This window comes from Pseudomonas sp. ArH3a (genome assembly GCF_022648765.1).
Taxonomy (GTDB): domain Bacteria; phylum Pseudomonadota; class Gammaproteobacteria; order Pseudomonadales; family Pseudomonadaceae; genus Aquipseudomonas.
The window spans coordinates 1,172,206-1,196,562 of record NZ_CP080330.1; the positions used below are offsets into that span (position 1 = coordinate 1,172,206).

At 59.3% G+C, this 24,357-nt stretch carries 35 protein-coding genes and 5 tRNA genes; 16 read left to right on the plus strand and 24 right to left on the minus strand.

Going from position 1 to position 24,357, the window contains the following annotated elements; all coding sequences use genetic code 11:
- Nucleotides 1-32 precede the first annotated feature (32 nt).
- The 7 genes from clpB (at nt 33) to K0P33_RS05205 (ending at nt 5,133) form a co-directional block, all read left to right on the plus strand.
- On the plus strand, nt 33-2,597 hold the full coding sequence (gene clpB / locus K0P33_RS05175; RefSeq protein ID WP_083360211.1) for an ATP-dependent chaperone ClpB: 2,565 nt from the start codon (nt 33-35) through the stop codon (nt 2,595-2,597).
- 303 nt (nt 2,598-2,900) lie between these two features.
- Nucleotides 2,901-2,976: transfer RNA gene (locus K0P33_RS05180), tRNA-Asn, on the plus strand.
- A gap of 10 nt (nt 2,977-2,986) precedes the next feature.
- Nucleotides 2,987-3,063: transfer RNA gene (locus tag K0P33_RS05185), tRNA-Pro, on the plus strand.
- Nucleotides 3,064-3,068: 5 nt separating this feature from the next.
- A tRNA-Lys gene (locus K0P33_RS05190) sits at nt 3,069-3,144 on the plus strand.
- A 94-nt stretch (nt 3,145-3,238) separates the two neighbouring features.
- Nucleotides 3,239-3,315 (plus strand) — tRNA-Pro (locus tag K0P33_RS05195).
- Between the two features lie 164 nt (nt 3,316-3,479).
- Nucleotides 3,480-4,214: a cysteine hydrolase family protein gene (locus K0P33_RS05200; RefSeq protein WP_094948940.1), complete on the plus strand. Its 735-nt coding sequence runs from the start codon at nt 3,480-3,482 to the stop codon at nt 4,212-4,214.
- Nucleotides 4,215-4,245: 31 nt separating this feature from the next.
- A complete protein-coding gene (locus K0P33_RS05205) occupies nt 4,246-5,133 on the plus strand; it encodes a LysR family transcriptional regulator (protein ID WP_242154307.1) in 888 nt (295 codons plus the stop codon).
- A gap of 59 nt (nt 5,134-5,192) precedes the next feature.
- Here K0P33_RS05205 and K0P33_RS05210 read toward each other — a convergent pair whose 3' ends face one another.
- The 3 genes from K0P33_RS05210 to K0P33_RS05220 form a co-directional block, all read right to left on the minus strand.
- Nucleotides 5,193-6,491, minus strand: coding sequence for an NAD(P)/FAD-dependent oxidoreductase (locus tag K0P33_RS05210; protein WP_242154309.1), 1,299 nt, complete (start codon nt 6,489-6,491; stop codon nt 5,193-5,195).
- 60 nt (nt 6,492-6,551) lie between these two features.
- A complete protein-coding gene (locus K0P33_RS05215) occupies nt 6,552-6,725 on the minus strand; it encodes a DUF3094 family protein (RefSeq protein ID WP_048724181.1) in 174 nt (57 codons plus the stop codon).
- Between the two features lie 89 nt (nt 6,726-6,814).
- The gene (locus K0P33_RS05220) at nt 6,815-7,444 is read right to left on the minus strand and encodes a DUF1780 domain-containing protein (RefSeq protein WP_083360208.1); all 630 of its coding nucleotides are present in this window, start codon (nt 7,442-7,444) and stop codon (nt 6,815-6,817) included.
- A 100-nt stretch (nt 7,445-7,544) separates the two neighbouring features.
- On the opposite strand from K0P33_RS05220, the gene K0P33_RS05225 reads away from it, so the two are divergent.
- The 3 genes from K0P33_RS05225 to K0P33_RS05235 all read left to right on the plus strand — a co-directional run bounded on the left by K0P33_RS05225 (nt 7,545) and on the right by K0P33_RS05235 (nt 8,980).
- The gene (locus tag K0P33_RS05225; RefSeq protein WP_242154311.1) at nt 7,545-8,012 is read left to right on the plus strand and encodes an FAD/FMN-containing dehydrogenase; all 468 of its coding nucleotides are present in this window, start codon (nt 7,545-7,547) and stop codon (nt 8,010-8,012) included.
- Nucleotides 8,009-8,698, plus strand: coding sequence for an energy-coupling factor ABC transporter permease (locus K0P33_RS05230; RefSeq protein WP_242154312.1), 690 nt, complete (start codon nt 8,009-8,011; stop codon nt 8,696-8,698). Before K0P33_RS05225 ends, K0P33_RS05230 begins: the two co-directional genes overlap by 4 nt.
- Nucleotides 8,699-8,764: 66 nt before the next feature.
- A complete protein-coding gene (locus tag K0P33_RS05235; protein WP_003171680.1) occupies nt 8,765-8,980 on the plus strand; it encodes a hypothetical protein in 216 nt (71 codons plus the stop codon).
- On the opposite strand, the gene yacG is transcribed toward K0P33_RS05235, so the two are convergent.
- The 4 genes from yacG to K0P33_RS05255 are packed head-to-tail and all read right to left on the minus strand — an operon-like array spanning nt 8,977 to nt 11,865.
- Nucleotides 8,977-9,177 (minus strand): DNA gyrase inhibitor YacG, encoded by a 201-nt coding sequence (gene yacG / locus K0P33_RS05240; RefSeq protein ID WP_094948943.1) that lies wholly within the window; start codon nt 9,175-9,177, stop codon nt 8,977-8,979. The two genes, K0P33_RS05235 and yacG, sit on opposite strands and share 4 nt — an antisense overlap.
- A complete protein-coding gene (coaE, locus tag K0P33_RS05245) occupies nt 9,174-9,797 on the minus strand; it encodes a dephospho-CoA kinase (RefSeq protein ID WP_094948944.1) in 624 nt (207 codons plus the stop codon). Before coaE ends, yacG begins: the two co-directional genes overlap by 4 nt.
- Complete coding sequence (locus tag K0P33_RS05250) at nt 9,794-10,660, minus strand: A24 family peptidase (protein ID WP_277933789.1); 867 nt, start codon at nt 10,658-10,660, stop codon at nt 9,794-9,796. The genes coaE and K0P33_RS05250 overlap by 4 nt, the downstream gene beginning before the upstream one ends.
- Nucleotides 10,657-11,865: a type II secretion system F family protein gene (locus K0P33_RS05255; protein ID WP_242154314.1), complete on the minus strand. Its 1,209-nt coding sequence runs from the start codon at nt 11,863-11,865 to the stop codon at nt 10,657-10,659. Before K0P33_RS05255 ends, K0P33_RS05250 begins: the two co-directional genes overlap by 4 nt.
- A gap of 203 nt (nt 11,866-12,068) precedes the next feature.
- Between K0P33_RS05255 and K0P33_RS05260 the strand changes: the two genes are divergently transcribed.
- From K0P33_RS05260 to K0P33_RS05270, 3 genes are all read left to right on the plus strand, one after another.
- Nucleotides 12,069-12,482, plus strand: coding sequence for a pilin (locus K0P33_RS05260; RefSeq protein WP_277933795.1), 414 nt, complete (start codon nt 12,069-12,071; stop codon nt 12,480-12,482).
- A 64-nt stretch (nt 12,483-12,546) separates the two neighbouring features.
- Nucleotides 12,547-12,619, plus strand: a tRNA-Thr gene (locus tag K0P33_RS05265).
- A gap of 167 nt (nt 12,620-12,786) precedes the next feature.
- Nucleotides 12,787-14,019, plus strand: coding sequence for an integrase arm-type DNA-binding domain-containing protein (locus K0P33_RS05270; RefSeq protein ID WP_242154317.1), 1,233 nt, complete (start codon nt 12,787-12,789; stop codon nt 14,017-14,019).
- Here the strand turns inward: K0P33_RS05270 and K0P33_RS05275 are convergent.
- The 17 genes from K0P33_RS05275 to K0P33_RS05355 form a co-directional block, all read right to left on the minus strand.
- A complete protein-coding gene (locus tag K0P33_RS05275; protein ID WP_242154319.1) occupies nt 13,989-14,231 on the minus strand; it encodes an AlpA family transcriptional regulator in 243 nt (80 codons plus the stop codon). The two genes, K0P33_RS05270 and K0P33_RS05275, sit on opposite strands and share 31 nt — an antisense overlap.
- Before the next feature lie 57 nt (nt 14,232-14,288).
- Nucleotides 14,289-14,828, minus strand: coding sequence for a hypothetical protein (locus K0P33_RS05280; RefSeq protein WP_242154321.1), 540 nt, complete (start codon nt 14,826-14,828; stop codon nt 14,289-14,291).
- Nucleotides 14,825-15,007, minus strand: a complete 183-nt coding sequence (locus K0P33_RS05285; RefSeq protein ID WP_242154323.1) for a hypothetical protein — start codon at nt 15,005-15,007, stop codon at nt 14,825-14,827. The genes K0P33_RS05280 and K0P33_RS05285 overlap by 4 nt, the downstream gene beginning before the upstream one ends.
- A gap of 67 nt (nt 15,008-15,074) precedes the next feature.
- The gene (locus K0P33_RS05290) at nt 15,075-15,278 is read right to left on the minus strand and encodes a hypothetical protein (protein WP_242154325.1); all 204 of its coding nucleotides are present in this window, start codon (nt 15,276-15,278) and stop codon (nt 15,075-15,077) included.
- Nucleotides 15,265-15,642, minus strand: coding sequence for a hypothetical protein (locus K0P33_RS05295; protein WP_242154327.1), 378 nt, complete (start codon nt 15,640-15,642; stop codon nt 15,265-15,267). The genes K0P33_RS05290 and K0P33_RS05295 overlap by 14 nt, the downstream gene beginning before the upstream one ends.
- Nucleotides 15,635-15,928, minus strand: coding sequence for a hypothetical protein (locus K0P33_RS05300; protein ID WP_242154329.1), 294 nt, complete (start codon nt 15,926-15,928; stop codon nt 15,635-15,637). Before K0P33_RS05300 ends, K0P33_RS05295 begins: the two co-directional genes overlap by 8 nt.
- A gap of 74 nt (nt 15,929-16,002) precedes the next feature.
- The gene (locus tag K0P33_RS05305; RefSeq protein WP_242155997.1) at nt 16,003-16,464 is read right to left on the minus strand and encodes a class I SAM-dependent methyltransferase; all 462 of its coding nucleotides are present in this window, start codon (nt 16,462-16,464) and stop codon (nt 16,003-16,005) included.
- A 359-nt stretch (nt 16,465-16,823) separates the two neighbouring features.
- Complete coding sequence (locus K0P33_RS05310; protein WP_242154331.1) at nt 16,824-17,432, minus strand: 3'-5' exonuclease; 609 nt, start codon at nt 17,430-17,432, stop codon at nt 16,824-16,826.
- A gap of 63 nt (nt 17,433-17,495) precedes the next feature.
- Nucleotides 17,496-18,305 (minus strand): DNA translocase FtsK, encoded by an 810-nt coding sequence (locus K0P33_RS05315; protein WP_242154332.1) that lies wholly within the window; start codon nt 18,303-18,305, stop codon nt 17,496-17,498.
- 9 nt (nt 18,306-18,314) lie between these two features.
- A complete protein-coding gene (locus tag K0P33_RS05320; protein WP_242154335.1) occupies nt 18,315-18,515 on the minus strand; it encodes a hypothetical protein in 201 nt (66 codons plus the stop codon).
- Nucleotides 18,515-20,182, minus strand: a complete 1,668-nt coding sequence (locus K0P33_RS05325; RefSeq protein WP_242154337.1) for a YqaJ viral recombinase family protein — start codon at nt 20,180-20,182, stop codon at nt 18,515-18,517. The genes K0P33_RS05320 and K0P33_RS05325 overlap by 1 nt, the downstream gene beginning before the upstream one ends.
- Nucleotides 20,169-20,930 carry a recombinase RecT gene (locus tag K0P33_RS05330; RefSeq protein WP_242154340.1) on the minus strand — a complete coding sequence of 254 codons (762 nt, stop codon included), beginning with the start codon at nt 20,928-20,930 and terminating at the stop codon, nt 20,169-20,171. Before K0P33_RS05330 ends, K0P33_RS05325 begins: the two co-directional genes overlap by 14 nt.
- 61 nt (nt 20,931-20,991) lie before the next feature.
- The gene (locus tag K0P33_RS05335; protein WP_242154342.1) at nt 20,992-21,222 is read right to left on the minus strand and encodes a hypothetical protein; all 231 of its coding nucleotides are present in this window, start codon (nt 21,220-21,222) and stop codon (nt 20,992-20,994) included.
- A 256-nt stretch (nt 21,223-21,478) separates the two neighbouring features.
- A complete protein-coding gene (locus tag K0P33_RS05340) occupies nt 21,479-21,712 on the minus strand; it encodes a hypothetical protein (protein ID WP_242154344.1) in 234 nt (77 codons plus the stop codon).
- Nucleotides 21,709-21,996, minus strand: a complete 288-nt coding sequence (locus K0P33_RS05345) for a hypothetical protein (protein WP_242154346.1) — start codon at nt 21,994-21,996, stop codon at nt 21,709-21,711. Before K0P33_RS05345 ends, K0P33_RS05340 begins: the two co-directional genes overlap by 4 nt.
- A 68-nt stretch (nt 21,997-22,064) precedes the next feature.
- Nucleotides 22,065-22,304 carry a hypothetical protein gene (locus tag K0P33_RS05350; RefSeq protein ID WP_242154348.1) on the minus strand — a complete coding sequence of 80 codons (240 nt, stop codon included), beginning with the start codon at nt 22,302-22,304 and terminating at the stop codon, nt 22,065-22,067.
- A gap of 525 nt (nt 22,305-22,829) precedes the next feature.
- Complete coding sequence (locus K0P33_RS05355; RefSeq protein ID WP_242154350.1) at nt 22,830-23,483, minus strand: XRE family transcriptional regulator; 654 nt, start codon at nt 23,481-23,483, stop codon at nt 22,830-22,832.
- Nucleotides 23,484-23,597: 114 nt separating this feature from the next.
- Here K0P33_RS05355 and K0P33_RS05360 point away from each other — a divergent pair, with 114 nt between their 5' ends.
- Genes K0P33_RS05360 through K0P33_RS05370 form a run of 3 tightly spaced genes read left to right on the plus strand, consistent with a single transcriptional unit; the run spans nt 23,598 to nt 24,315 of the window.
- On the plus strand, nt 23,598-23,834 hold the full coding sequence (locus tag K0P33_RS05360; protein ID WP_242154351.1) for a helix-turn-helix transcriptional regulator: 237 nt from the start codon (nt 23,598-23,600) through the stop codon (nt 23,832-23,834).
- 2 nt (nt 23,835-23,836) lie between these two features.
- Entirely contained in the window at nt 23,837-24,148 is a 312-nt protein-coding gene (locus tag K0P33_RS05365; protein WP_223513920.1) for a transposase family protein, read from the plus strand.
- Nucleotides 24,149-24,150: 2 nt separating this feature from the next.
- A complete protein-coding gene (locus K0P33_RS05370) occupies nt 24,151-24,315 on the plus strand; it encodes a hypothetical protein (RefSeq protein WP_242154353.1) in 165 nt (54 codons plus the stop codon).
- Nucleotides 24,316-24,357: the final 42 nt, after the last annotated feature.

Genomic DNA, 24,357 nt, shown 5'->3' on the forward strand with positions numbered 1-24,357 from the left:
TAGCTCCGGCCTGCTCAAAAGGAAGGTGACTAATGCGTATTGATCGTTTAACCAGCAAATTGCAGTTGGCTTTATCTGACTCTCAATCCTTGGCGGTGGGCCTTGACCACCCGGCCATCGAGCCTGCTCACTTGATGCAGGCGCTTCTGGAGCAGCAAGGTGGTTCTATCAAGCCCTTGCTGATGCAGGTGGGCTTTGACGTCAACAGCCTGCGCAAGGAGTTGAGCAAAGAGCTCGACCAACTGCCGAAAATCCAAAACCCTACCGGCGACGTGAACATGTCGCAGGACTTGGCGCGCCTGCTTAACCAGGCGGATCGTCTGGCCCAGCAGAAAGGTGACCAGTTCATCTCCAGCGAACTGGTGCTGCTCGCCGCGATGGACGACAACAGCAAGCTTGGCAAATTGTTGCTGGGCCAGGGCGTGAGTAAGAAAGCCTTGGAAAACGCCATCAACAACCTGCGTGGCGGCGAAGCGGTGAATGACCCCAACCATGAGGAGTCGCGCCAGGCCCTGGATAAATACACCGTCGACCTGACCAAGCGCGCCGAAGAAGGCAAGCTTGACCCGGTGATTGGCCGTGACGACGAAATTCGTCGCACTATCCAAGTGCTGCAACGCCGCACCAAGAACAACCCGGTGCTGATCGGTGAACCTGGCGTGGGTAAAACCGCGATTGCCGAAGGCTTGGCCCAACGCATCATTAATGGTGAAGTGCCGGACGGCCTTAAAGGCAAGCGCCTGCTGTCTTTGGACATGGGCTCGCTGATCGCCGGTGCCAAGTTCCGTGGCGAGTTCGAAGAGCGCCTGAAATCCCTGCTCAATGAGCTGTCGAAGCAGGACGGGCAGATCATTCTGTTTATCGACGAACTGCACACCATGGTCGGCGCCGGTAAAGGCGAAGGCTCGATGGACGCGGGCAACATGCTCAAGCCAGCCCTGGCTCGGGGTGAGTTGCATTGCGTTGGTGCGACCACGCTCAACGAATACCGCCAGTACATTGAAAAGGACGCAGCCCTTGAGCGTCGTTTCCAGAAAGTACTGGTGGAAGAACCGAGTGAAGAAGACACCATCGCGATCCTGCGTGGCCTGAAAGAACGCTATGAGGTCCACCATAAGGTGGCGATCACTGACGGCGCGATCATTGCGGCGGCCAAATTGAGCCATCGCTATATCACTGACCGTCAGTTGCCGGACAAGGCCATTGACCTGATCGACGAAGCGGCCAGCCGCATTCGCATGGAGATCGACTCCAAGCCGGAAGTGCTCGACCGCCTGGATCGGCGCCTGATTCAACTGAAAGTCGAATCCCAGGCACTGAAGAAGGAAGAGGACGAGGCGGCGAAGAAGCGCCTGGAAAAACTCCAGGAAGAAATCCTGCGCTTGGAGCGTGAGTATTCGGACCTCGAGGAAATCTGGACCTCGGAAAAAGCCGAAGTGCAGGGTTCTGCTCAGATCCAGCAAAAAATCGAGCAGTCCCGTCAGGAACTGGAAGCGGCACGCCGTAAAGGCGACCTGAACCGCATGGCTGAGTTGCAGTACGGGGTTATCCCGGACCTGGAGCGCAGCCTGCAAATGGTCGATCAGCACGGCAAAAGCGAGAACCAGTTGCTGCGCAGCAAGGTGACGGAGGAAGAAATCGCCGAAGTCGTCTCGAAGTGGACCGGCATACCCGTGTCGAAAATGCTCGAAGGTGAGCGCGACAAGCTGCTGAAAATGGAAAGCCTGTTGCACCAGCGCGTTATTGGCCAGGAAGAGGCGGTGGTGGCGGTGTCCAACGCGGTACGCCGTTCCCGGGCCGGCTTGTCCGACCCGAACCGTCCGAGCGGCTCGTTCATGTTCCTCGGCCCGACCGGCGTGGGTAAGACCGAGCTGTGCAAGGCCTTGGCCGAGTTCCTCTTTGATACCGAAGAGGCCATGGTGCGGATCGATATGTCCGAATTCATGGAGAAACACTCGGTGGCGCGCTTGATTGGTGCCCCACCAGGCTATGTGGGCTACGAGGAGGGCGGTTACCTGACCGAAGCCGTGCGGCGCAAGCCTTACTCGGTGATCTTGCTGGACGAGGTCGAGAAGGCCCACCCGGATGTGTTCAACATCTTGCTGCAGGTGCTGGAAGATGGCCGCTTGACGGACAGCCACGGGCGTACCGTGGATTTTCGCAACACGGTGATCGTGATGACCTCCAACCTGGGCTCCTCGCAAATCCAGGAACTGGTCGGCGATCGTGAGGCGCAGCGTGCTGCGGTCATGGATGCGCTGACCTCGCACTTCCGCCCGGAATTTATCAACCGGGTCGATGAAGTGGTGATCTTCGAGCCTTTGGCGCGGGATCAGATCGCGGGCATCACCGAGATCCAGTTGGGCCGCCTGCGCAGCCGCCTGGCCGAGCGCGAACTCGACCTGGAGCTGAGCAGCGAGGCGTTGGACAAGCTGATCGCGGTGGGTTACGACCCGGTGTATGGCGCACGGCCTCTCAAACGTGCGATTCAGCGCTGGATAGAGAACCCGCTGGCGCAGTTGATCTTGTCGGGCAGCTTCATGCCGGGGACCAGCGTCGCGGCCACGGTGGAAAACGACGAAATCGTCTTCCACTGAGCCCAGCCTGTATGGCGATAAGAGGAGGCCCCGCATTGCGGGGCCTTTTTTTTCGATAGGGCGTTGAACTGTAAGGCAAAGGCTTGTAAAGTGCGCCCCGCAGCAACGTCAGCCCACGGGTTTCTTCTCCCCAAGAAGAAATCAGAAAGAAGCGCAAATCATTGTCTTAAAAGCAATTTAAAGGGTTGACAGGGGTTTTTAAGATTGTAGAATAGCGCGCCTCAGAGACATGAACGTAGCGATACGGACGGGTCGAAGAGAAGGTTACAAAGCGGTAAAAGTTGTACATTTGAAATATGTAGTTCCGTGATAGCTCAGTCGGTAGAGCAAATGACTGTTAATCATTGGGTCCCAGGTTCGAGTCCTGGTCACGGAGCCAATTTCAAAACCGGGGTATAGCGCAGTCCGGTAGCGCGCCTGCTTTGGGAGCAGGATGTCAGGAGTTCGAATCCCCTTACCCCGACCATTTTTGGGTCGTTAGCTCAGTTGGTAGAGCAGTTGGCTTTTAACCAATTGGTCGTAGGTTCGAATCCCACACGACCCACCATTTTTGAGACCAGTTAACGCTGGAATCGAATCTTAAGATCAGAGGCCAAAAGCACTGATCGAAGAAGGCGACTGAAAGGTCGCCTTTTTTTTACCGGGGTATAGCGCAGTCCGGTAGCGCGCCTGCTTTGGGAGCAGGATGTCAGGAGTTCGAATCCCCTTACCCCGACCATATTAAAAATCCTCGTATCGAAAGATACGGGGATTTTTTTTGCCCGTTGGTTAGCCTGCTTGTGCGAATTCCAAACAAATATTGTGCTGATTAGTGCGTTGGTGCGGTGATGACGGGCTCCTAGACTGGGTCTCGTCAATTTACTCACCTCAGGAACTCGCACCATGACCCTCGCTATTGCCACTCATCCCGTCCGCTCATTACCTGCCATGCTCAAGTCCACACTGGTGGGCCTCGGCATGATGATGGGGTTCGGCCACTACGCGGTCGCCGCCGACACCGCCGCGAATCAGCAGCCCACCATTCGCGCCATGTTGGGTGCCAAACCCACAGAACGCCTGGACCCGAAAACCACCGCCCTGCTGGTAATCGACTTCCAGAATGAATACTTCACCGGCCGCATGCCGATCCCGGACGGCATGAAGGCTCTGGAAAACACCCAGCGCCTGATCAAATTCGCTGACAAAGAAAAAATCCAGGTCATTCACGTGCAGCACATCGCCCCTGATGGCGCGGCGGTATTCGCCAAGAACGGCAAGACCGTTGATTTTCACCCGCTGATGAAGCCGCGTGCGCAAGACACGCTCGTGCAGAAGACCACCGTCAGCGTATTCGCCAGCACTGACCTGGATGCGCAATTAAAGAAGGCCGGCGTCAAGACTCTGATTATCAGTGGCCTGATGACCCACGCCTGTGTCGCCGGCGCCGCCCGGGACGCCGCGCCGTTGGGTTATGACGTTGTGGTAGCATCCGATGCCAGTGCCACCCGGGCGATTACCCGCGCCGATGGCCATTCGGTAACCAAGGATGAGTTGCACAACTCGGCGCTGGCGGAAATTGAAGACACTTTCGGCTCGGTGCTGACCACCTCGCAAATTATCGCGTTGCCGGTTAACTGATTCCCCAAAACCCGCAGGGACCGCCTGTTGCATGAACCAGTTATCCGCCATGCGCGCCTTTCGGTGCATCGTTGACGCAAAAGGCTTTTCTGCCGCAGCAGAGCGCCTGGACACCACGCACTCGACGATTTCCCGGCAGTTGCAGCAGTTGGAGATTGAGCTGGGCGCCCAGCTGATCAACCGCAACACGCGGCGCTTCAGTCTGACGGCGGCCGGGGAGCAGTACTACGCTGCGTGCGTGGATATCCTCGACCGTCTCGACGCCGCATCCCAAGCCATCGCCCATGGGCACCAACGCCCTGAAGGCGTGCTGAGAGTCAGTGTGCCGCTGGTGGTGGGGACCTTGGATCTGCCGCACTGGCTGCCGGGTTTTCAGCGGCGCTATCCCGATATTGAGCTGCAACTGTGTTGCGATGATCAATTCGTCGATTTGGTTGCCGATGGGTTTGATGTCGCGATACGCATCTCCAGCGCCTTGGCGGACACGTCGCTGATTGCACGCACGTTGACGGTTTCCAGTCAGGTTCTGGTGGCTTCGCCGGGCTACATCGGCCGTCATGGTTTACCGCGTTCGGCCCAGGAGCTCGACAAGCATCACTTGCTGAGCTTTGTGGGGGCGTCGTCGGATTGGCAGCTGAACGCGGCACGCGGCGCTGTAGTCAACGTCACGCCGTCGGGGCGGTTCAGTACCAACACTATCAGCGCGCTGCACGCGGCCACGTTGGCGGGGGCGGGCATTGCGTGCTTCACCCAGGCCACCGTGCACAATGATTTGGCGCTAGGCCAGCTTGTGCGCATTCTGCCCAATTGCTCATTGGGCGAGCGGCACTACTACGCCCTTTATCCACAGTCCCGGCATCTGGCGCCCAAGGTGCGAGCGTTTGTCGACTATATGGCCGAGTTCTACCAGCAGAGTTAGCCCAATAAAAAATCCCCCTATCGCTCGATAGGGGGATTTTTTTGTGGCCGTTCAGTCGATCAGTGCAGCTTGAGCCGAGGCTCAGTCCCGCGCCCAATCTTGCTGCCCAGTATCAGCATCGCCGTGCGGAAAAAACCGTACAGCGCCATCTGGTGCATGCGGTACAGCGACACATAGAACATCCGCGCCAGCCAGCCTTCGAGCATCACGCTGCCAGTCAAATTGCCCATCAAGTTACCCACCGCGGAGAACCGCGACAGCGAGATCAGCGAACCGTAGTCGGTGTACTTGTAGGACGGCAGGTCCTTGCCTTCAATGCGCAGCTTCAGCGACTTGGCCAGCAACGAAGCCTGCTGGTGAGCGGCCTGGGCGCGTGGTGGCACATTGCGGTCGGTGCCCGGTTGCGGGCAGGCGGCGCAGTCGCCAAAGGCGAAGATGTTCTCGTCGCGAGTGGTCTGCAGCGTTGGGAGCACTTGAAGCTGGTTGATGCGGTTGGTTTCCAGGCCATCGATATCCTTGAGGAAACCTGGCGCGCGAATCCCGGCGGCCCACACCTTCAGGCTGGCAGGGATGACCTGGCCGCTGCTGGTGATCAGCGCGTCGGCGGTCACTTCGCTGACCGCTGAGTTGGTCAGCACGGTGACGCCGAGTTTCTCCAGGGTTTTATGCACCGGCCCGCCAATTCGCTCCGGCAGCGCAGGCAATACCCGTGGGCCGGCCTCGATCAGGGTGATGTGCATGTTTTCCGGTTTGATCCGGTCCAGGCCATACGCCGCCAGCTCATGGGCGGCGTTATGCAGCTCGGCGGCGAGCTCAACACCGGTGGCACCGGCACCGACGATGGCGACGCTGATCTGCTCAATGGTATCGGTCTGCCCGGCATGGGCGCGCAGATAGTGGTTGAGCAACTGCTGGTGAAAGCGCTCGGCTTGTTTGCGCGTGTCGAGGAACAGGCAGTGTTGCGCCGCGCCTTCGGTGCCGAAGTCATTGGTGGTGCTACCGACCGCGATCACCAGGCTGTCGTAGCCCAGCACGCGCCCAGGCACCAGTTCGCGGCCTTCTTCATCAAGGGTGGCGGCCAGCTGGATTTTCTTCTTTTCACGGTCAAGCCCGCTCATGCGCCCCAGCTGGAACTCGAAGTGGTTCCATTTGGCTTGGGCGACATAATTGAGTTCGTCTTCCGAAGAATTCAGCGAACCGGCCGCCACTTCATGCAGCAGCGGCTTCCAGATATGGGTCAGGTTGGCGTCCACCAGCGTGATGCTGGCGGTGCCGCGCTTGCCCAGAGTCTTACCCAGGCGGGTAGCCAACTCCAGGCCGCCGGCGCCGCCGCCGACGATAATAATACGATGGGTCATGGGGATATCTCGCAAGGCTAAAAGAAATCGGAGCAGTTACCCCCGCGAGCGCCAGGCAGCTCATAGCGTCAGGTAACTCAAAAGGCGGCTCAGCAGACCGAGCCCGATCACCACTACCAGCACCACACCAAGGAGCAGCCACGGCCGGAAAGGCTTGCGCTCGACTTGGTTCTGGGAGAGTTGCAGGTACTCTTCGACATGCTGTTGGTCATCGGGGTTCAGGCGGCTGGTCATAAAGGCCTCGTCAGATAGACGTTGCAAAAGGGCGCCACGTTACAGTCAGGGGGTTGGCGGTATTGCCACAAGCGTAGCCTGTACCCGAGTCACAAGCTGATGCCCACGTCGAATACTATGCTGCGCCCCAGGTTGTTGCGCAAGAAATCCGGTGCGTCGGGGTGGGCGAACAGTACCCGGGCAAAGGTCGGCCCTACCAGGGACAACGAGCGCCAGCCCTGGCGCAGGTATTCGGTGGGGGGCGGGAAGTGGCTGTTGAGGTCCAGCACTTCGCGTTTGAGGCTGGTGAAGGCGATGAGGTCTAACTCGCCCAGGTCCATACCGCGCTCTTTGTAGTTATGCGCTTTTTTGCGCAGCGTCGGTGCCAGGCGCAGTAGGAACTCATGGGCCGGAATGCGCCGCGGCTTGGCCTCGCGGCGTACCAGTTGGCTCAGGGAAAATGCACTGCGTCGGCGCAGCAGTTCATCGCGCCATTCGTCGTTCAGGCGTCGGCCTTCATCCAGCACGAAAAACACCTCAAAACTGGCGTCGCGAAACAGCACATCCGGCGGCTCTTGACCGGCGGCATGAAACTCTTCGGCGCGGTAGGGCACATTCAAGCCTTGCAGCAGGCGCTGGCAGACCCAACGCTCACGCTCCCATTTGCGGGCATTGGACAGGAACGCATTGGCTTGTTCGGCCGCTACGGTGAGCAGGCGCAAATAATCTGAGTCATCCATATTTGCAGCTTAGCGTTCAAATGATGACCACAGGAAGTCTTGCTTTAAAAGGCCGGTGTAGACTGGCTACTCGACCATCATCCAAACCAAGGAGTAAGCAGTGAAGTTTTTCGCAGTGCTGTTTCTAAGCCTTTTACCGTTGTGGGCCCAAGCCGTCGAGGTGGGTGAGCGCGTGGCGCCGTGGACCTTGCTCGACCAGTTCGACCAAGCCTACACCCTGGATGATCAGGCACAGATTCTGCTGGTAGCTCGCAGCATGGACGCCGCCAAGTTGCTAGACGCGGCGTTGCAAGGCCAGCCCAAGGGCTACCTCGAAGCGCGGCATGCGGTGTTTGTTGCGGATATCCAGCGCATGCCCCGGCTGGTCGCCAAGCTGTTCGCCGTGCCGGCCATGCAAGCCTACAACTACCTGGTCATGCTCGACCGTGACGCGCGTATCGCCCCGCGTTATCCGGGGGCTGTGGATAAAGTGCTGTGGCTGCAACTCGATAGCGGCAAGCTGGTCGCGCAACACGAATACAGCTCAGCCGCTGAACTGCGCCAGGCCCTGGAGCAGGTGAAGCCGTGATCAGCGCCGCCGTGCTGGCGCCGGAAACCCTCAGCGTCGGCTGGCTGTTGTATGCGCCGGTGGTGATGTGGGCAATCCTGCGCTCACCCTGGGTTGAGCTGTTTGCCGACCGACGGCGCCAGCATCTGCTGTTCGGTACGGTGTTTGCGCTGTTCATGTTGTGGCTGGTGCGGCGGGATTTTGATACGGGCGTTTCTTACCATTTTATTGGCATGACCGCTGTGACCCTGCTGCTCGATTGGCCTCTGGCAATCGTCGGCGGGTTGGCTTCGCAGTTCGGTCTGGTGCTGCTGGGGCGCCAGGACTTGGCCGCCGTCGGCATCAACGGTCTGCTGCTGATTGTGTTGCCGGTGCTGGTCACGGAGGCCTGCGCCGTGCTGGTTGAGCGGGCGCAACCACGCAATCCCTTTGTGTATATCTTCTGCTCGGGTTTTTTTGCCGCCGCGCTGTCGGCGCTGCTCTGCCTGTTGGCCGCATTGGGCCTGCTGTGGTTCGACGGCCGTTTCGCAATGCCGGAATGGCTGGAGGATTTTGTCGGTTACCTGTGGCTGATCATCTTCCCCGAAGCCTTTATCAACGGCATGGTCGTCAGCGCCCTGGTGGTGTTCTGCCCTGAATGGTTGGAGACCTTTAACCGCACGCGCTACTTGTCGGCGCCGTGGAAGGATGACGATTCGCGGCGTTGATCCAGATCAAATCCCGGGCACCTGCGCAGGCCCATGCTTTGCGAAAATCTTGAAGGGGCTTTAGGCATGAGTGTGTACGAATGGGCACGGCAGGAGTTGCGCAGAAGTCAGGACGCTGCACAGGAAATCGGTTTTGACCCAGGCTTGACCCTGCGCGCCATGCTCAGTGCGGTGGTGCAGCAGAGCAAGGGCGTACGCAGTTTTGAAGACTTGGCCGACGAGCTGCAATACCTTGCAGAGAACCTCGACGACCAGCAGGAATACGCCTTTATGCGGCCTTAGTGGCGCGGCGGCAGGTCTTCGGAGAACAGGTCGTCCTCGGCATCCGGGCTGACCGGAATCTTGTGCTCTTCCGACGCCCAGGCGCCCAGGTCGATAAGTTTGCAACGGTCCGAGCAGAACGGCCGGTTGGCGTTGTCTGTTTTCCATTCCACGGGTGCACCGCAGGTTGGGCAGTCGACGGTCTTAGGTTGGCTCATGATCGGCCTCCACGCAAAGTAAGGTAAAAGTGGTGCAGTCGCTCGACCTCGCTGTGCAGCCAGGCAAGGTCCTGGTCATTGACCAGCACGTCATCGGCATGGTTCAGGCGGTCTTCACGGCTGGACTGAGCCTTCAGAATCGCCTGCACCTGCTGTTCGCTGATGCCGTCGCGCTGCAGGGTACGCTGAATCTGCAGTGATTGCGGCACGTCGATCACCAGGATGCGCTGGGTCATGCTGTTCTGGCCGGATTCGATCAGCAGCGGTGATACCAGGATCGCGTAAGGCGACCGAGCGCGGGCCAGGTGGCTGCGAATTTCCTCACCGATCAGCGGGTGCAGCAGGGCTTCCAGCCAGCGGCGCTCTTCGGGCACCTCAAAGATCAGGTTGCGCAACGCCGCGCGGTCCAATTGGCCGTCGGGCAGCAGCACGCCTGCACCGAAGTGCTCAGCGATGCGCGCCAGGGCCGGCCGGCCGGGTTCGACCACCCAGCGGGCGGCATGGTCGGCGTCGACCAGGTCAATGCCCAGGTCGACAAAGTGCTGGGCGGCCGCGCTTTTACCGCTGCCGATGCCGCCGGTGAGGCCAAGAATCCAAGGTGTTGCAACAGAAGTGGTCATCTGAAACCGACAGACTGCAAATAGAAGTCGGTTATTTGACCACCCCAGAGCAATGCAATCCAGCCGGCAATCGCCAGGCACGGACCAAACGGCATCGGTAACGACGCCTGGGGCTTGCGCAAGCGCATCAGGATCAACCCGGCGAGCACCCCGAGCAGCGATGACATCAGCAGCGTCATCGGCAGGATCTGCCAACCACCCCAGGCGCCGAGCAGGGCCAATAACTTGAAGTCGCCATAGCCCATGCCGTCCTTGCCGGTGATCATCTTGAACAGCCAGAACACCGTCCACAGGCTCATATAGCCGATCACCGCGCCCCATAGCGCATCGGGCAGCGTCGCCAGCATGTCGGCACTGTTGAGGATCAACCCCAGCCATAACAGCGGCAGCACCAGAACGTCGGGCAGCAGTTGATGATCCACATCGATCAGGCTCATCGCCAGCAACCCCCAGCTCAGCAACATCACCGCACCTGCTTGCCAGCCGAAGCCGAAATGCCAGGCGACCGTCGCCGAGATCAGCGCGCAGGCAAGCTCCGTGAAGGGGTAGCGCGCACCGATCGGCTCACGACATTGGGCGCAGCGCCCTCTGAGCAGCAGATAGCTGAGCAGCGGGATATTTTCCCACGGGCGAATCGGCTGTTTGCATTGCGGGCAGCAGGAATTGGGGTGCATCAAGTTGTAAGTTGGGCCCGCCGGGTCGGCAGGTAAGCCGAGCACCTCTTGGGCCTGGGCGCGCCATTCGCGCTCGAGCATCTTCGGCAGGCGCCACACCAGCACGTTGAGGAAACTGCCGACGATCAAGCCCAGTACCAGCGCCATCCCAACGAAGACCCAAGGTTGCTCGCTCAGCAGCAGGCTCAAAATGCCGACCCCAATTGGAACACCGGCAGGTACATGGCGATGACTAACGCGCCGACAATGCCGCCCAGTACCACCATGATCAGTGGCTCCATCAGGCTGGTGAGGTTGTCGACCAGATTTTCCACGTCTGACTCAAAGTGATTGGCGACTTTTTCCAGCATGCGGTCCAGCGTGCCTGACTCTTCACCGATCGCGGTCATCTGGATCGCCATACTGGGAAACAGCCCTCTGCCGGCCATGGATTGATGCAACTGCATGCCTGTGGATACATCGTGACGCATATGCTCGATCGCCTGTTTGAACAACCCATTGCCCACCGCGCCTGCTACCGAGTCCAGCGCCTGCACCAAAGGCACACCTGCTGCGAAGGTGGTCGAGAGTGTGCGGGCATAACGGGCGACGGCGGTTTTTTTCAGCAGTGTGCCTGCCAGGGGCGTGTTCAACAAACCTGCGTCCAGCCAGTGGCGAAAACCAGGAGAGGCTCGGTAGGCCTGGCGCAAGCTTGCAAATGTAGCGCCCAGGCCCAGCACGAGCATCCACCAGGCCTGCTGCAGGAATTCGGACAGGACGATGACGGCCAAGGTAAACCCGGGGAGTTTGCCGTCGACCCCGGCAAACAGGATCTGGAACTGCGGCACTACATGAATCAGCAGGATGCTGCTGACCACGCACGCGACCACGATCACCGCGATGGGGTAGGTCATGGCCTTTTTGATTCGCGCCTTGAGCTGTTGGCTTTTTTCCAGGTGCACCGCCACCCGCTCCAGCAGGGTTTCCAGGGCGCCGGCTTGTTCCCCGGCAGCCACCAGGTTGCAATACAGGTCATCGAAGTAACGCGGTTGCTTGCGCAGTGCCGCCGCCAGGTTGTTGCCGGCAGCGATTTCCTGTTTCAAACCCTTTACCAGTTCGCGCATCAGGCGGTTGTCGAAGCCTTCGCGGATAATGTCGAAGGCTTGCAGCAGCGGTATGCCAGCCTTCAGCAAAGTCGCCAGTTGGCGAGTGAACAGCGCAATATCGGCGGGTTTTATCGGCGGGGCGAAGCTCGGCAGGCGCGTGGTTTTCTTGCGCACGCGGCCGGGGAAGATTCCTTGTTGGCGCAACTGCGCCTTGATCAGCGCCAGGTCATGGCCGACGGTTTGCCCGGACACCCTGCGCCCTTTGCGGTTGATGCCTTCCCAGGCGTAGATCGTTGCAGCGTCATTCATGTCACGTTTCCGCACGCGGGTGGTTGAAGATTTATAGCTTAGTCAGGTCATGGATTCGGACAGGCCGGTGGCGAAGGATAAAATGTCAGATTGTGCGTCTTGCACGCGATTGGTTGCCCACGGATGAGTACACTGGCGCCGTTGCACAACGCGAGGCGCAGGACGCGCCTTGGTATGGGTTCTATATCTGGAGAGTGAATGTGATGCGTCAGAAAGGCTTTACCTTGATCGAATTGTTGATCGTCGTGGCAATCATCGGCATTTTGGCAACCATCGGTTTGCCCATGTACACCAATAACCAGGCCAAGGCCAAGTTCACGGCGGGGTTGGCTGAAATCTCCGCGTTGAAGGCCGGTTTCGAAGATACCTTCAACCAAGGCACCGTGCCGACCCTGGCCTTGATCGGTGGCAACAGCCCCACCGCCAATTGCAAGATTGACGTGGCAGGCGATGTGGCGACTGGCGTCGGTTCCATCAGCTGTGAAATCCTCGATGCACCGGCGCCCGTGCAAGGCAAGACCATCACCTTGACGCGCAGCGCCACCACGGGCTGGAAGTGTGCCACTACGGCTGATGCGCAATACATCGCCAAGGGCTGCGGCGCCGACGGGGCCTAGCGGCTGCTGGGCGGCATGCGAGTTAGTTGCTGCCCGCCCAATGCGGTGCTAGCTTTAGCCCACTGCCCGTGTAGCTCAGCCGGTAGAGCAGCGCACTCGTAACGCGAAGGTCGCAGGTTCGATTCCTGTCTCGGGCACAGTGCTAACTTCCCACGCTTTACCAAGCATTCCCACCGAACCAAATAAGAAGCCGCTTTAAGCGGCTTTCTTATTCCCGCCTCTTTTCACATCTTCCCACATCTTCCCGATATTTTTAGTACATTGCGCAGCACATGCTAATTCGATTGCTCAGGCGATGTACTAAATGACCCTCACTGATACCGCTGTTCGCCAGGCCAAGCCGGCCGACAAGGACTTCTCGCTCACGGACGCCAGCGGCCTGTCATTGTTCGTTGCCAACAACGGCACGAAGTCGTGGCACTTCCGATTCTCCTGGCTCGGCAAGCAGCCGCGCTATTCCCTCGGCACCTATCCAGAAATAACCCTCAAGGAAGCCCGCGAGCTGCGAGACCAAGCGCGTGCGTTGGTGGCAAAGGGCATAGACCCGCGCGCCCAGCGTCGAGCCGAGAAGGACGAAGCAGCGGCGCAGGCTCTGCACACGTTTGAGGCTGTCGCCAATGAATGGCATGCCTTCAAGGCGCCCCGCATGGCTGCGGCGGTTCGCGGCGGCTCGGTGCAGGCCCGGTTCTACTTGGACAAGGATCTGATCCCTGCCCTGGGCAAGATTCCGATAGCTGACGTGAAACGGGCCGATGTACTGGCGGCGCTGCGCAGGATTGAAAAGCGCGGATCGCTCAATTCGGCCCGCAAGTGCCGCTCTTGGCTGAACGAGATTTTCCGTTACGGTATGGTCTCCGGATACCTGGACATCAACCCGGCCTCGGACCTAGACATCGTAGCCCAGCCTGAGCCGCCGGTGAGGCATAACCCAATGCTTGTGCGCAGCGAGCTGGCCGAGTTCTTTCGCACGCTTGAGGCTTCGACAACAGCGGCGTACGTCAGATGCGCTATTCGCATTCTGTTCCTGACGGGCGTGCGCACCACTGAGTTGCGCAACGCGCTGGTGGCGCATATTGATCTTGAGGCCGGGTTGTGGTCGATTCCGCCGGACGCGGTAAAGCAGCTTAAAAAAAGGGTTCGCAGGCAATCAAAGGAGGATGAAGTGCCGCCGTATCTGGTGCCACTGTCGCGGCAGGCGGTCGAAGAAATGCGCAAGGTGCACCAGTTGACCGGCGGTTACCGCCTGCTGATCGCGGGTCGCAATGATCCACGACAGCCGATCAGTAACGGCACGGTCAATTCAGCACTGAAACGCATGGGGTACGAGGGGAGGCTCACCGGGCACGGTATCCGTGCAACGATATCTACAGCCTTAAACGAGATGGGGTACAACGCGGATTGGATCGAGGCACAGCTATCGCACGCCAGCGGGAGTCAGGTGCGCAGGTCTTACAACCATGCCGAGTACGTGGAGCAGAGGCGGGTGATGATGCAGGAGTGGGCGGATTACTTGGACTCGGTGGCGACTGGCGTCTGACCGGCCACCGTGCGCGATGCCGCCCATTGCTCAACCTCGGCGCGCACCCAGGCCACGGCCTTGACGCCAAGCTTGCGCTGCTTGGGAAAGTCGCCAGCCACCGCCATGCGGTAAATGCTGGTGGTGCTGAGCCCCGAGATTTTGCGGACCTCGGGGAGTTTGATGTACTCGATGTGCTTCGCTTGTTGCTCGTCGGTGCGCGCAGTGTTCATAGGGATACCTCGCCACGCCGTTGCCGGGTGGATTGTTTAGGCTTGATAGTGGGGGGGTTACTTGGTGTTGAGGCGGGCCCGGACTTGCCAAACAGTCCAGGCTTGGTGCTTGCGATAGTCTTGATATATTACGGACTGGCGCCGCTCTTCAACGTAGAAGTCACCACGCTCGTAAGCAGCTTCAAACAAAGTGCGCTCCGGCAGCACCACCGCTACCGGCGCGGGCTTTTCGGCGTAGAGCGCAGTAATATCGAAGTAACTCACCACTGAATCACTGTCGATGATCGCATCGTCAGACGTGACCCGGTGGAACCTTCCCAGTGCAGGCTGATCCTTTGGTGAGAGCCAATACCCGAACGGCGCCACCGGATCGCCCAGGGGCTTTGCGGATGGCACTTTCTGGCAGTAAGCCGATTCACTTGCTGTCTGAGCAAAACTTTTTACGGGCGCATCCAGCAGGGCGCGCAGCTCATCTACAGCTGTTCGGCATTCGTCGTAGTTCGCCGCATAGGTGAAGCCAAGCATGTGATTTGCTTCGGTCGCAATACGCTCCAGCAGCTCGCGCGGCACGCCGTCAATCGTTTGGTTGGTGGTCATGAGTTGATCGCCTGTACGGAAAGGTGTTCAAGATGGTTAGCTTCGTCTTGAAAGTGATCCTCGGTGTAGGCGACAGAATCACCTTGATGCGCGCGCTGCTGGTTCGCCGCCTGCATCCCTACAACGCGAGCGTTTGCCGCGTAGATCAGGGCCAGCAGCTGCACTTGTTCATTCGTCATAAATCACCTCAGCAAATCAGTTGTGCTAGTGCCATCAGGCACCAGCAGTAGGCGGGGAGTTGGGATTTCATGGCTTGATGCCCCGCAGGTGGTGCTGCATGTTTTTGATTCGGGCGTTGTGCGCCTTGATCGCCCGCCGGTACTCCGAAAGCATGCGTTTCTTTTCCGCTTCGATGATCCTGATTTCGGCCTCAATCAACATGGCATTGATCATGAAGCGCTGATCATCTGGCAGCGCGTTGTAACGTTCAGAATATTCACTCATCGCCACCACCCTCTGCTGGCTTGAGTGCGGCCTTAAACCCCCTGGCGGTCGTCAACTTGCGGGCGAAGTCGAGAAGTTCCTCAGACCATTCTCGGCCCACGCCGTCATCGAACGCGAACAACATGCCCGAAAGTGCAGTCTCCAGCACATCCGCCCGCTCATCCGCTGCGGTCAGGCGCTGTTGCAGGGCTTCACTGATTCGCTCCAGCTGCGCAAAGTCACCGCGCGAACACTCAAGCTCAGCGCGTAGCCGTTCAGCATCGGCGGTCACCCGATCGTGATCAGCCCCCAGCACCACGTTGATTCGGCCAAGGGCCTGACCCTCAACGAGACCGGCCTCAGTTACGTGGTAACGCTTAACTTCACTCATGATCAGCCTCCGGCTTTGCGGTGGTGGATAGGGCGGCGTCGCACATGTCGTCGATACGGCGACTTTCGTATTCGGAAGGCTGCGACCATTCAGGATGTGGAGAAGGGAAATTCTCTACGGCCATGTGTTCACGCAGGTATTCGTAACGCTCAGCGTTGAGCAGTAACCGCTGGTAAACATCGCTCACCCCATCAGGCTCTACGCCTAAGTCAGTGAGCAATGCATCCCGCTCGGCCATCAGCGCACGCAGGGTGTCGCGCTCTTTCTTCAACTCCTCGATATGCAAGCCATGCTCTACGCAGAAACACTCACTATCAACCTCGCCCGCCGCTCACCGGCAGGCATGTAGGGGGATTGGGGTTAGGGTTGCTTCATGAAGCTGATCCAGTGCGTTTTCTCGCGCTTGCCGGACTTGTGGCCAAACAGCGGCTGCTCGTCGGTAAGCGCCAGGATTTCGCTGACCCGGATCTGGGTCTCGTTCCACTTGAAGATCAGGAACTGGCCGGGCCGCAGAACACGGAAGCACTCGGAGAAGCCTTTGCGGAGATCATCCCGCCAGTCGTCTGTGAGGATGCCGTACTTCAAACGCAACCAGCTTTCGCGGCCGGCGCGCACCAGGTGCGGTGGATCGAACACCACCATGTTGAAGCTGGCATCAGGGAAGGGCAGGTGCCGGAAGTCCATGATCACGTCCGGCTCAACCTTCAGCACCCGGCCATCACACAGCACATGCTCTTCATCGCGGATGTCGCCGAACAGGGCGCGCTGGTCGCCCTTGTCAAACCAGAACATCCGGGAGCCGCAGCAAGGGTCGAGTATCATCACGCCCCCCCTCAACATATCGATAACGATCTTCACGCCGCTGGCCACGCTGGCCGGTTGCTGCACGGCGTACCGAGTCAGGTCGGCAATGGCCTTTGTCCGTACGGGCTCGCGCCGGATCGATGCGCCCAGCGCCTGGACGAACTCCACGGCCCAACGCCTGCCCTGCAATTGCATGACGCGGTTTATAGGGCCGGTAATGACCAGTTCGGGAAGCGGCTCGTTGGCCACGATTGGTGGGAGAAGCTTTGATTTCGGCGCGGGCGCCTGGAACTGGCGATCAAACGCATCCGCCAGCGCCTTGAGTGCTGTTGAGTTCATGGATACCTCAAGGGCGCCCACGCGGGGCGCCAGCAGAATTAAGCCACCTGAGCAGGCGGGTTCATGGCGAAGTACACGCGGGCGCAGGCCTCGGTGTCGGGCCGCGCGCGGTGGCCACCGACCAGCTCTTCACCGGTGAAGTGGCGCAGGGCCTCGGCTACGGTAGGAACCTTGAACTGCTTGCCGAATCCGGCGGCGATCATCTTGGGCGTCGGCGGGCACTGAACAATGTTCTTGCTCGACTGGCAGGTGCAGTAGCCGGGCGTAGCCTTGAAGGCGTCGGCCGCTTCCTTGCCCCGGTACCGTGACAGGGCAATGCGCATGATCCGGTCATCAAAGGCGATGTTGTGGGCAATGCGCAGGCCGGCGCGGTCGTGAATGGCCATGAAGCCATCCAGCGCTTCCGCCTCACTGATGCCCAAGTCCATTGCCATTTCGTTGGTGATGCCGTGGATCGCGGTCACGTCGGCGGGGATCACCCAGCCATCAGGACGCACCATCGCCTCGAAGGAATCGACCAGGGCGCCGTTGGCGTCGTAGGCCAGAATGCAGATGTCTACCAGGTGGGGCTGGCGCGGATCGTCGTTTGGTTCGCGGAACAGCGGCAGGCCGGTGGTTTCGGTGTCGTACGGGGTCAGCAGGTTCATGGGGCACTTTCCTTTGGGCGAGAGAAAGGCGCCCGTAGGCGCCTGATGGTGTTGCGGGTTGGGTTAGACGACTTCTTCCAGCGTGGCGATGACCTTGAAGCTGTGGTCAAAGGCCGATTCACCCTCGGTTTCGATTTCAAGCACCTTGTCATCGAGCAGGCGTAGCAGCAGGGTGGCTGTCTTGTCGCTGTCGATGGCCAGGCGGCTTTGCACCCAGTGGCCCTTGAACGCCTTCTTGTTGGCCTTGAGAACGATCAGCTGCTTGGCATCGTCGTAGGTGAAGTCGCCGAACTCTTTTTCAAGGTCAGCACCAGCGTTGCCAGCGCCACCAGTGCGCTGCGCCAGTTCTTCGGCTGTGCCCAGCTGGCTCTCACCGTCCGGTTCGTCCGGGCCTGTAGCCTGGTGTTCGAACAGGCTGCCGGTCAGGTCGCTGACATGCAGGGGCAAGTCCTTCTGGTCGCGATCTGGATGGATGGCGTCGATTCCATCGCCATATTCGTTTGGTGCTAGCGCCAACAGGCACAGCTTACCGGCCACCCTAGACAGGGCCACACCATTGGGGTCGCCCACGTCGATCGACGCCGCGATCGTGATGGCCTTCGGTTTGAATTTCGCATCCTGGACGGTGAGCGGGATAGTGATCACACCTTTGGCTGCAATGGTGCGTATTGCCACGTTGACCGCATCTTTAACCCCGAGCGTCACGCGCTCGATGGTCAGCTGTTGGGTGTTCTCGCTCCAATCACCAAAGTTCGGGATCTGATCGATAACCATGTTGATCAAATCATGCTCCAGCAACTCGCTGGCGATTTCCGAAGGCATGCAGCCGTGGAGTTGTGCGCGCTCAATAATGGCTCGGTGTTCAAGTTTCATGGGCATTCCTCAGTGCTTGGCGATTCGCTCAAGCTTCGATTGTTGAGCCGGGCTCAGATTGGTATGGGCGCCGTAACGTTTGAAGCTGGCGCGGATGTTCTCGACGAATTCCAGTTCCCACTCCCCGCTGGCGTGCAGCTCAGCGGCGACCAGGATGGAAGCGAACTCCTCGACACTGTCGTAGATGTCGAGGATGGACTGGGCAGCCATCAGGCTGCTGCCAGTTGGGCCTGTACTGCCTGGATGTGATTGACCAGGGCGGCACAGATGCGCGAGAAGTCGCATTCCCGGTACAGCGTTGCGCCACGCTCACGGGCAGCCGCTTCGAAGCCCAGCGAACTCATGAAGCTGGCCGACACGACAAAGCCGAGGCGGTCGCTCAGGTCTCCAAGCTTGAAGTGCCGGCCATCGTCGGCATTGGCGTGAGCGATGACCGCGACCGTAGCCGTGGCTGGTGTAGCAACCAAAACCTGTTCGCCAGCCTGCGGTGCGGGTTCAATCGTCTGCACTGCCTGCTGCTCAACACCCGGCTCAACAACCTGCTGCTGCTGTTGGGCTGCTAACTGCTGCGCCTTTTCTTCTTCCTGGCGCTTGAGTTCGGCCTGTTGCTGGCTGTACTCGTTGATCTGGACCTTGATCAACGCCACCAGGTCATCATTTGCCTTGAGGGCCAAATCCTGGAAGTCCTGGAACAGGAACTTGTGGTCACCTGCCAGCTCGTTCAGGCTGGCTTGGTTGACTCGGATGCCATCGGCGATCCGGCTGGCCTCGATCTTCGCCCGTGCCAGCTCGGCATCGGCCGCTTCCCTCAGGCTGTCGATGGTGCGCTTGCCCTTGATGGCGCCTGCAAAGTCAGAAGCCACACGCGGCATGCGAATACGGCCACCCAGCGTTCCATTGATCTGGTCGATATGGTCCTGCAGGGCCTTGGCCGCATCCATGACGATATCGCTGCGGATCATTTCCTTGCGCGCCTTGATCAGCTTTTCCAGTTCCAGGCGCTTGCGCTTGGTCTCGGCCGTGATGTCATCAATCGCCTTGAACAGCACGTCGATGCTCTCGGTTTGGCTCAGGGCGTGTTCTTTCGCTGCCTTGAGCTTGTCCTCGACTTCGCCGCACCACTGGACCGTGGCGTCAGCATCAGCAAAGTCCTTGTCCGTTTTCAGCTCGGTACTGATGTTGCTGATAACGGTCAGGGCGTGCGACTTGAAGGCGTCCAAGTTGCTGGCGGTAACCATGCCCGTGACGTCGATGCGCAGCGCTGGCAGTTGATCAGGGGCTGCGCCGATTGCTTCGACCTTGGTTTCCTGGGGGACGAATTCGCCCAGGTCCTGTTCGAACTGGGCCCAACCGGCGATCAGTGCTTCACGGCGGCCCGGTACAGGGGTGTATTCCATGCTGACGTACTTGTCGCGGGTGCCATCCGAGCAGACGAACAGCACGCGTTCGGCGCCGCTCACCAGCAGCTGCTGCTCAAGCTGCCAGTAATAGTGCGGGTCCAGCTCGCCGGCGCGGATCTGCGTTGCGACCTTCTCGTACCACAGTTTGTGTTCGAACAGGACGTCACCCAGCATCGTGGCTCCATCCATCGAGGCCAGCAGGTTGCCGCTGGTGCCGACGATTGGGTACAGCTCTTCGCCGATATCTTCCTCGGCCAGGGGGCGCGCCATTTCCTCGGTGGCGTGGCCACGGTCGAACGCGGCCTGTTGCTGCGGGGTGACGTCCGGAACAATGCCGGTCTTTTTCATCGCCAGCAGATCGTTGCGGGTCTGGAACTTCGAAGCGCCCATCATCGCGGGCGCCTCCGAGGCGGTGAAGTGACTTGCGCGGAGGGCCAGCCATTCCGGCGTGCCCTGCTGGACGTTATGCACTTTCATTGGTGGCTTCTCCTTCGATTGGGGCCAGGGCGCGGATGCGCTCTTCTTGCTCCGGGGTGACGGTGTACTTGCTGACCAGGTTGGTGAGCAGGTGGTCGGGACTGGTACGGCTGGCAGCGATCATTGCGCGCCACTTGTCCGCGTTCTCGTCGAGCTTGCTGTCGGGGTAAGCCGGCAGCACCTTGGGCTCTTCGGTTTTGCGGGGCAGGGACTGGTTGAGCTCGCGCTCGGTCGGGATGTCCTGGACCTCTTCGGCCATCGGCATGCCGCGCAGCACGTCGGGGAACACATCTCGCAGGGCAAACGACCGGGCGCGCATTTGGCGCATACGTTTCGGGTACTGAGTCCACGGACCCTGTTTGTTGCTGAGCCCGGCCGCCGTGGCATCTTCCACGCTGAACGTGCGGACCTGCTCATCTTCGCCGACGCGCTTTACCCGGCAAGTGGCCGCTTTACCGTCGTCGGTCTCGTACACGTATTCACATAGCGGCGAGCTGCGCACCAGGGCGATCACCGCGTCACCCCAAAGCGATGGGCGCCCGTTAATGACCGCGATGCTCTGCATGGCCTGCATCGGTTGCAGGCCCAGCTCCATGCCCCACTGCACGGCCACCAGGATGTTGGCGGGCTTTTTCTGGAAGTCCTTGGGGACAATGTCGGAGTTGGCGAGGTAGTCGGCGAACTTCAACGCCTCGTCGAGGTTCTGCGGCGCCAGGCTAAACGTGGGCTTGATGACTAATTCGGACACAAGAGTTTCCTTGCCGCGACTTGCGCAGCATTGAAGGAGTTAAAGGGGGTTGGGGAAGGAGTTAGATGGCGCGGGCGGCGCGGCATTCGGCTTCGGTAGCAATCGAAACAAGGCGCTTGTCGTCCTCATTCTTGGGGTGTTCGTAGAGCTTCACCTGCGCAGCGTGGAATTTCTCCCGATCCCACACGCGGTGGCAGTTGATGACCGGGGCGTGCTTGCCGGTCGGATCAGTGAGGCGCAGGTACAGGTCGCGGCCCAACATTTTGTTGTTCACTTCTGGTTTCGTGGACATGGTGTTTACCTATTGAGTGATCAGGCCGCCGATTGCGGGTCCCAGTAGAACGATGGTGAGGAAGGTCAGGCCAACGATGGCCGAGGTCCAGCGGATGGCGCGCCGCCGGTCACGCTGGCGGGCGGTCATGCCATCCTCGCAATCAGCATGCTGCGGCGAATCTCAACCCGCAGAGGGCGCGGCAAATCAGTGACCAAGAAAAAGCCCCGCTTATGCAGGGCCTCTTTCAACTCTTTGGCTGTTCGACAAACGATCGTCATGGTGCACACCTCCGAATGTCTGCCGCGAATGCTTCGGCCTGTCTGGCATAGATGCGGTCACGGCGTTCAACGTAATGCCGGTGTTCATCTATATCGATGGCACCCAGCGAGTAAGCCAGCTCCACGGCCATGCTCGCTTCGGCGTGCACCACCGCCGACGTTTCACCGGCCTGTAACAGGGCAAACCGTGAATCAATCATGTCCACGGCGATCTGATGTTGGTTGCTCATGCTGCCCACCGTTGCCGGCGCTTGATGGCATCAATCTCAACCCACAGCGCCAAAGTGATCTGTGGCCCGTGCTGGTGAGCCAGCACCGGCAGTTGATAGTCCGGCACATCCATACGGACGCCGTCTTCGTCGTAGCAGATGCCCGACACTAGGTTGAATTCCAGCTCACGTTCGCCCTGGGCGTCCCAGTCGCTGTTCCAGCTTCCAGGGCAGGGCGGTTCATTCACGCAGTGGGTAACCTCCACGTGGAGGACAAGCTCCTCAACAACTATTTCGTGTTCCATGGTGCCTCCAGGGCGGTGATTACATCCGTCTGCCCACTCGGTGGAATGGACAGAGGTGATGCGGTCGGTCAGCCTTCGCGGCTCATTTGCTCGTGGCTGTAATGCTCTTCGCTACAGAACGGCAGGTTCTGGGTGCGCACATACTTCTTGCGGCGAACTGGGTCGTAGGCCTGATCAATGATGTTTCGGTAGATCGGCTTATCCACAGGCTGGCGGCATCGAGCGCATTTAACGGTTGCTTCTGTTTGTGCTTCGTTCATCGGGTATTCCTCCGGTTGTTTTCCCAATGCACCCGTCGCCAGGTGCATCAGTGAAAATTTCCGTTGTCTTGCACGCCGACGTACCGAGGTCTATACGGCGCATCAGGGTGGGAGTCGCCCACGCCCGATGCGTCAAAGCCTTTCCCGGTCGACGCTTTGTTGCAGCTGGTTGTTAAAGAGCGGCTGTCAATCTGCGCTAATCGCAGAACATGGATTGCATTATGCGCAGATTGCTTTCTGCGTCAAGCGCAGATTATAAAATTCAGGCACAAAAAAGCCCGCGCATTGGCGGGCTTATCTGGGAACGGGTGGGAAGACTGTTAAGAGCCTTTTAATTCCGGCGAGCAGACTGTGTTTATTTCAGTGGCCGTGCAGTGGAACGTTTTCCCGCGGCATGATGCGGTCCAGGTTCCGGTTGTTAGCTGAGTCTCGATGTTAGTCACGATGACTTCATTGACTGGGCACCCAACTATCCCTGAGGTCATGGCCTCCCTGTTGGCGCAGCCGGCAAGGGCGACAGCTGCCATCAGAGTAAAAATAGTCCTATACATGTGCTGAGTCCTCCCTTGGTTGTTATAGGCCGGTCATCTTGGTGTCTATCACGCGACCTATGACCTTGCAGTCGCCATCAATCTGGATGGTTCGATAGCTGGGGTTGAGGGGGCGCAGGTATCGCAAGCCCGCGTCCTCTATGTACTGCTTAAAAGTGCTTTCGCCGTTTTCCAGCTTCACCACGTAATACTTGCCGCTGATCAGGTCCGCTTCGGGCATCACCAGGATGCGCGACCCCTCTGGAAAGCTTGGGTTTCCGGCACAGGTCATTGAATCCCCGCGAACGTCCAGCCAGAAGCCGTTTTCACCTGCGTTCTCGGTGGAGGCGAGCCACGTTTCCGCATCGCCTGGGTGGAAGTTGTCGCAAGACTCCGCCCATTCGCCAGCAATCACCCAGCTGATCAAAGGATATTCCTTAGAGCCCCGGCTTGGTTGCAGGGCCATCTGCACATTCGACATTCCACTGTCTTGGGGCGAGTCCATTCCCTGGCCCGCCTGGGCCAGTTTAATGCCAAGCACGTCCATGATCCGCTTGAGCTTCTCAGGCGTAGTGCCTTGCTGCCCTCGCTCCAGGCGTGACAGGTTGCCCGTGTCCGAATCGACCTGGTTAGCGAGCTGTTCGAGGGAAAGCTTTTTGGCCTTCCGCGCGGTTCTGATGATCTGACCTATTTCCATGAACTGATTTTCCGGTGTTGCTGCGTTGTGCGCAAAGCGATAGGCGCAGAATTTGTTTGCTTTAAATCTGCGCTAATCGCAGAATCACCCTTGAAATCAATTCAGGGCCCCGCCATGACTCCTTTAAAACGTGCACGAACCGCCAGGAAATGGACGCTCGCCGATGTCGCGGCACGTCTTGCTCAGCTCGGCGACACCATCGATTCCGGCAACTTGTCTCGCGTAGAGCGCGGCGTGCAACGCGCCTCAACCACCTTGGCCGAGAAGCTGAGCCAGGTTTTTGATGGGGAGATCACTGAAATCCACATCCTTTACCCGGAGCGCTTCACAGGCGCTTCTGAGGCTGCATAGCCATGTCGACGAACTCATTAGGCCAAGAAGGCGATGAAACCGCACGGGAGACGGAAACCCTGATCTTGCAGCGGGTTTTGTCTGTCGGTCAGAAAGAGATAGCCCGTGAAACTGGGTTGAGTGAGTCGACCGTGTCCCGCTGGAATGAGGGCGAGTACGCAAGATGGGCCAAGGTGCTTTCGTTCCTGGGCCTGCGCGTCGTTCCCCAGTCCGCCATCGTCGTTACGCCTGCATACCTGCACTCGCTGGAAACCCTGGCTGAAATCGGTTTGAAGGCCGAGAAGAAGCGGCCCGGCCCGCTGGGATGGGACTGATCATGGCCGCTCGCAAACCATTCACTGCCGCCGATTACGCCGCCATGGCTACTGCCGTGCTGCCGGTGCCTGAATCAGCGCTTCGCCAATCCCTGCAACGCCACATGGTTCGTTACTACCAGGTGCTGGCTGCACGGTTCAATGGGAGCCAGTCTCATGAGGCCTGAGCCACCAATTTCAGCTGATGTTGACCTTCGCGGCATGCCGTT

Coding starts and splice junctions, on each gene's coding strand:
- K0P33_RS05335 (WP_242154342.1), bottom strand. CDS start 21,222: ATGTCCACGAAACCAGAAGTGAACAACAAAATGTTGGGCCGCGACCTG.
- K0P33_RS05210 (WP_242154309.1), bottom strand. CDS start 6,491: ATGACCCATCGTATTATTATCGTCGGCGGCGGCGCCGGCGGCCTGGAG.
- K0P33_RS05365 (WP_223513920.1), top strand. CDS start 23,837: ATGTCGACGAACTCATTAGGCCAAGAAGGCGATGAAACCGCACGGGAG.
- yacG (WP_094948943.1), bottom strand. CDS start 9,177: ATGAGCCAACCTAAGACCGTCGACTGCCCAACCTGCGGTGCACCCGTG.
- K0P33_RS05270 (WP_242154317.1), top strand. CDS start 12,787: ATGACCCTCACTGATACCGCTGTTCGCCAGGCCAAGCCGGCCGACAAG.
- K0P33_RS05345 (WP_242154346.1), bottom strand. CDS start 21,996: ATGGAACACGAAATAGTTGTTGAGGAGCTTGTCCTCCACGTGGAGGTT.
- K0P33_RS05370 (WP_242154353.1), top strand. CDS start 24,151: ATGGCCGCTCGCAAACCATTCACTGCCGCCGATTACGCCGCCATGGCT.
- clpB (WP_083360211.1), top strand. CDS start 33: ATGCGTATTGATCGTTTAACCAGCAAATTGCAGTTGGCTTTATCTGAC.
- K0P33_RS05215 (WP_048724181.1), bottom strand. CDS start 6,725: ATGACCAGCCGCCTGAACCCCGATGACCAACAGCATGTCGAAGAGTAC.
- K0P33_RS05200 (WP_094948940.1), top strand. CDS start 3,480: ATGACCCTCGCTATTGCCACTCATCCCGTCCGCTCATTACCTGCCATG.
- K0P33_RS05315 (WP_242154332.1), bottom strand. CDS start 18,305: ATGAAACTTGAACACCGAGCCATTATTGAGCGCGCACAACTCCACGGC.
- K0P33_RS05280 (WP_242154321.1), bottom strand. CDS start 14,828: ATGACCACCAACCAAACGATTGACGGCGTGCCGCGCGAGCTGCTGGAG.
- K0P33_RS05235 (WP_003171680.1), top strand. CDS start 8,765: ATGAGTGTGTACGAATGGGCACGGCAGGAGTTGCGCAGAAGTCAGGAC.
- K0P33_RS05340 (WP_242154344.1), bottom strand. CDS start 21,712: ATGAGCAACCAACATCAGATCGCCGTGGACATGATTGATTCACGGTTT.
- K0P33_RS05260 (WP_277933795.1), top strand. CDS start 12,069: ATGCGTCAGAAAGGCTTTACCTTGATCGAATTGTTGATCGTCGTGGCA.
- coaE (WP_094948944.1), bottom strand. CDS start 9,797: ATGACCACTTCTGTTGCAACACCTTGGATTCTTGGCCTCACCGGCGGC.
- K0P33_RS05275 (WP_242154319.1), bottom strand. CDS start 14,231: ATGAACACTGCGCGCACCGACGAGCAACAAGCGAAGCACATCGAGTAC.
- K0P33_RS05320 (WP_242154335.1), bottom strand. CDS start 18,515: ATGGCTGCCCAGTCCATCCTCGACATCTACGACAGTGTCGAGGAGTTC.
- K0P33_RS05255 (WP_242154314.1), bottom strand. CDS start 11,865: ATGAATGACGCTGCAACGATCTACGCCTGGGAAGGCATCAACCGCAAA.
- K0P33_RS05220 (WP_083360208.1), bottom strand. CDS start 7,444: ATGGATGACTCAGATTATTTGCGCCTGCTCACCGTAGCGGCCGAACAA.
- K0P33_RS05360 (WP_242154351.1), top strand. CDS start 23,598: ATGACTCCTTTAAAACGTGCACGAACCGCCAGGAAATGGACGCTCGCC.
- K0P33_RS05295 (WP_242154327.1), bottom strand. CDS start 15,642: ATGAGTGAAGTTAAGCGTTACCACGTAACTGAGGCCGGTCTCGTTGAG.
- K0P33_RS05305 (WP_242155997.1), bottom strand. CDS start 16,464: ATGATACTCGACCCTTGCTGCGGCTCCCGGATGTTCTGGTTTGACAAG.
- K0P33_RS05355 (WP_242154350.1), bottom strand. CDS start 23,483: ATGGAAATAGGTCAGATCATCAGAACCGCGCGGAAGGCCAAAAAGCTT.
- K0P33_RS05350 (WP_242154348.1), bottom strand. CDS start 22,304: ATGCACCTGGCGACGGGTGCATTGGGAAAACAACCGGAGGAATACCCG.
- K0P33_RS05325 (WP_242154337.1), bottom strand. CDS start 20,182: ATGAAAGTGCATAACGTCCAGCAGGGCACGCCGGAATGGCTGGCCCTC.
- K0P33_RS05285 (WP_242154323.1), bottom strand. CDS start 15,007: ATGACGAATGAACAAGTGCAGCTGCTGGCCCTGATCTACGCGGCAAAC.
- K0P33_RS05310 (WP_242154331.1), bottom strand. CDS start 17,432: ATGAACCTGCTGACCCCGTACGACACCGAAACCACCGGCCTGCCGCTG.
- K0P33_RS05205 (WP_242154307.1), top strand. CDS start 4,246: ATGAACCAGTTATCCGCCATGCGCGCCTTTCGGTGCATCGTTGACGCA.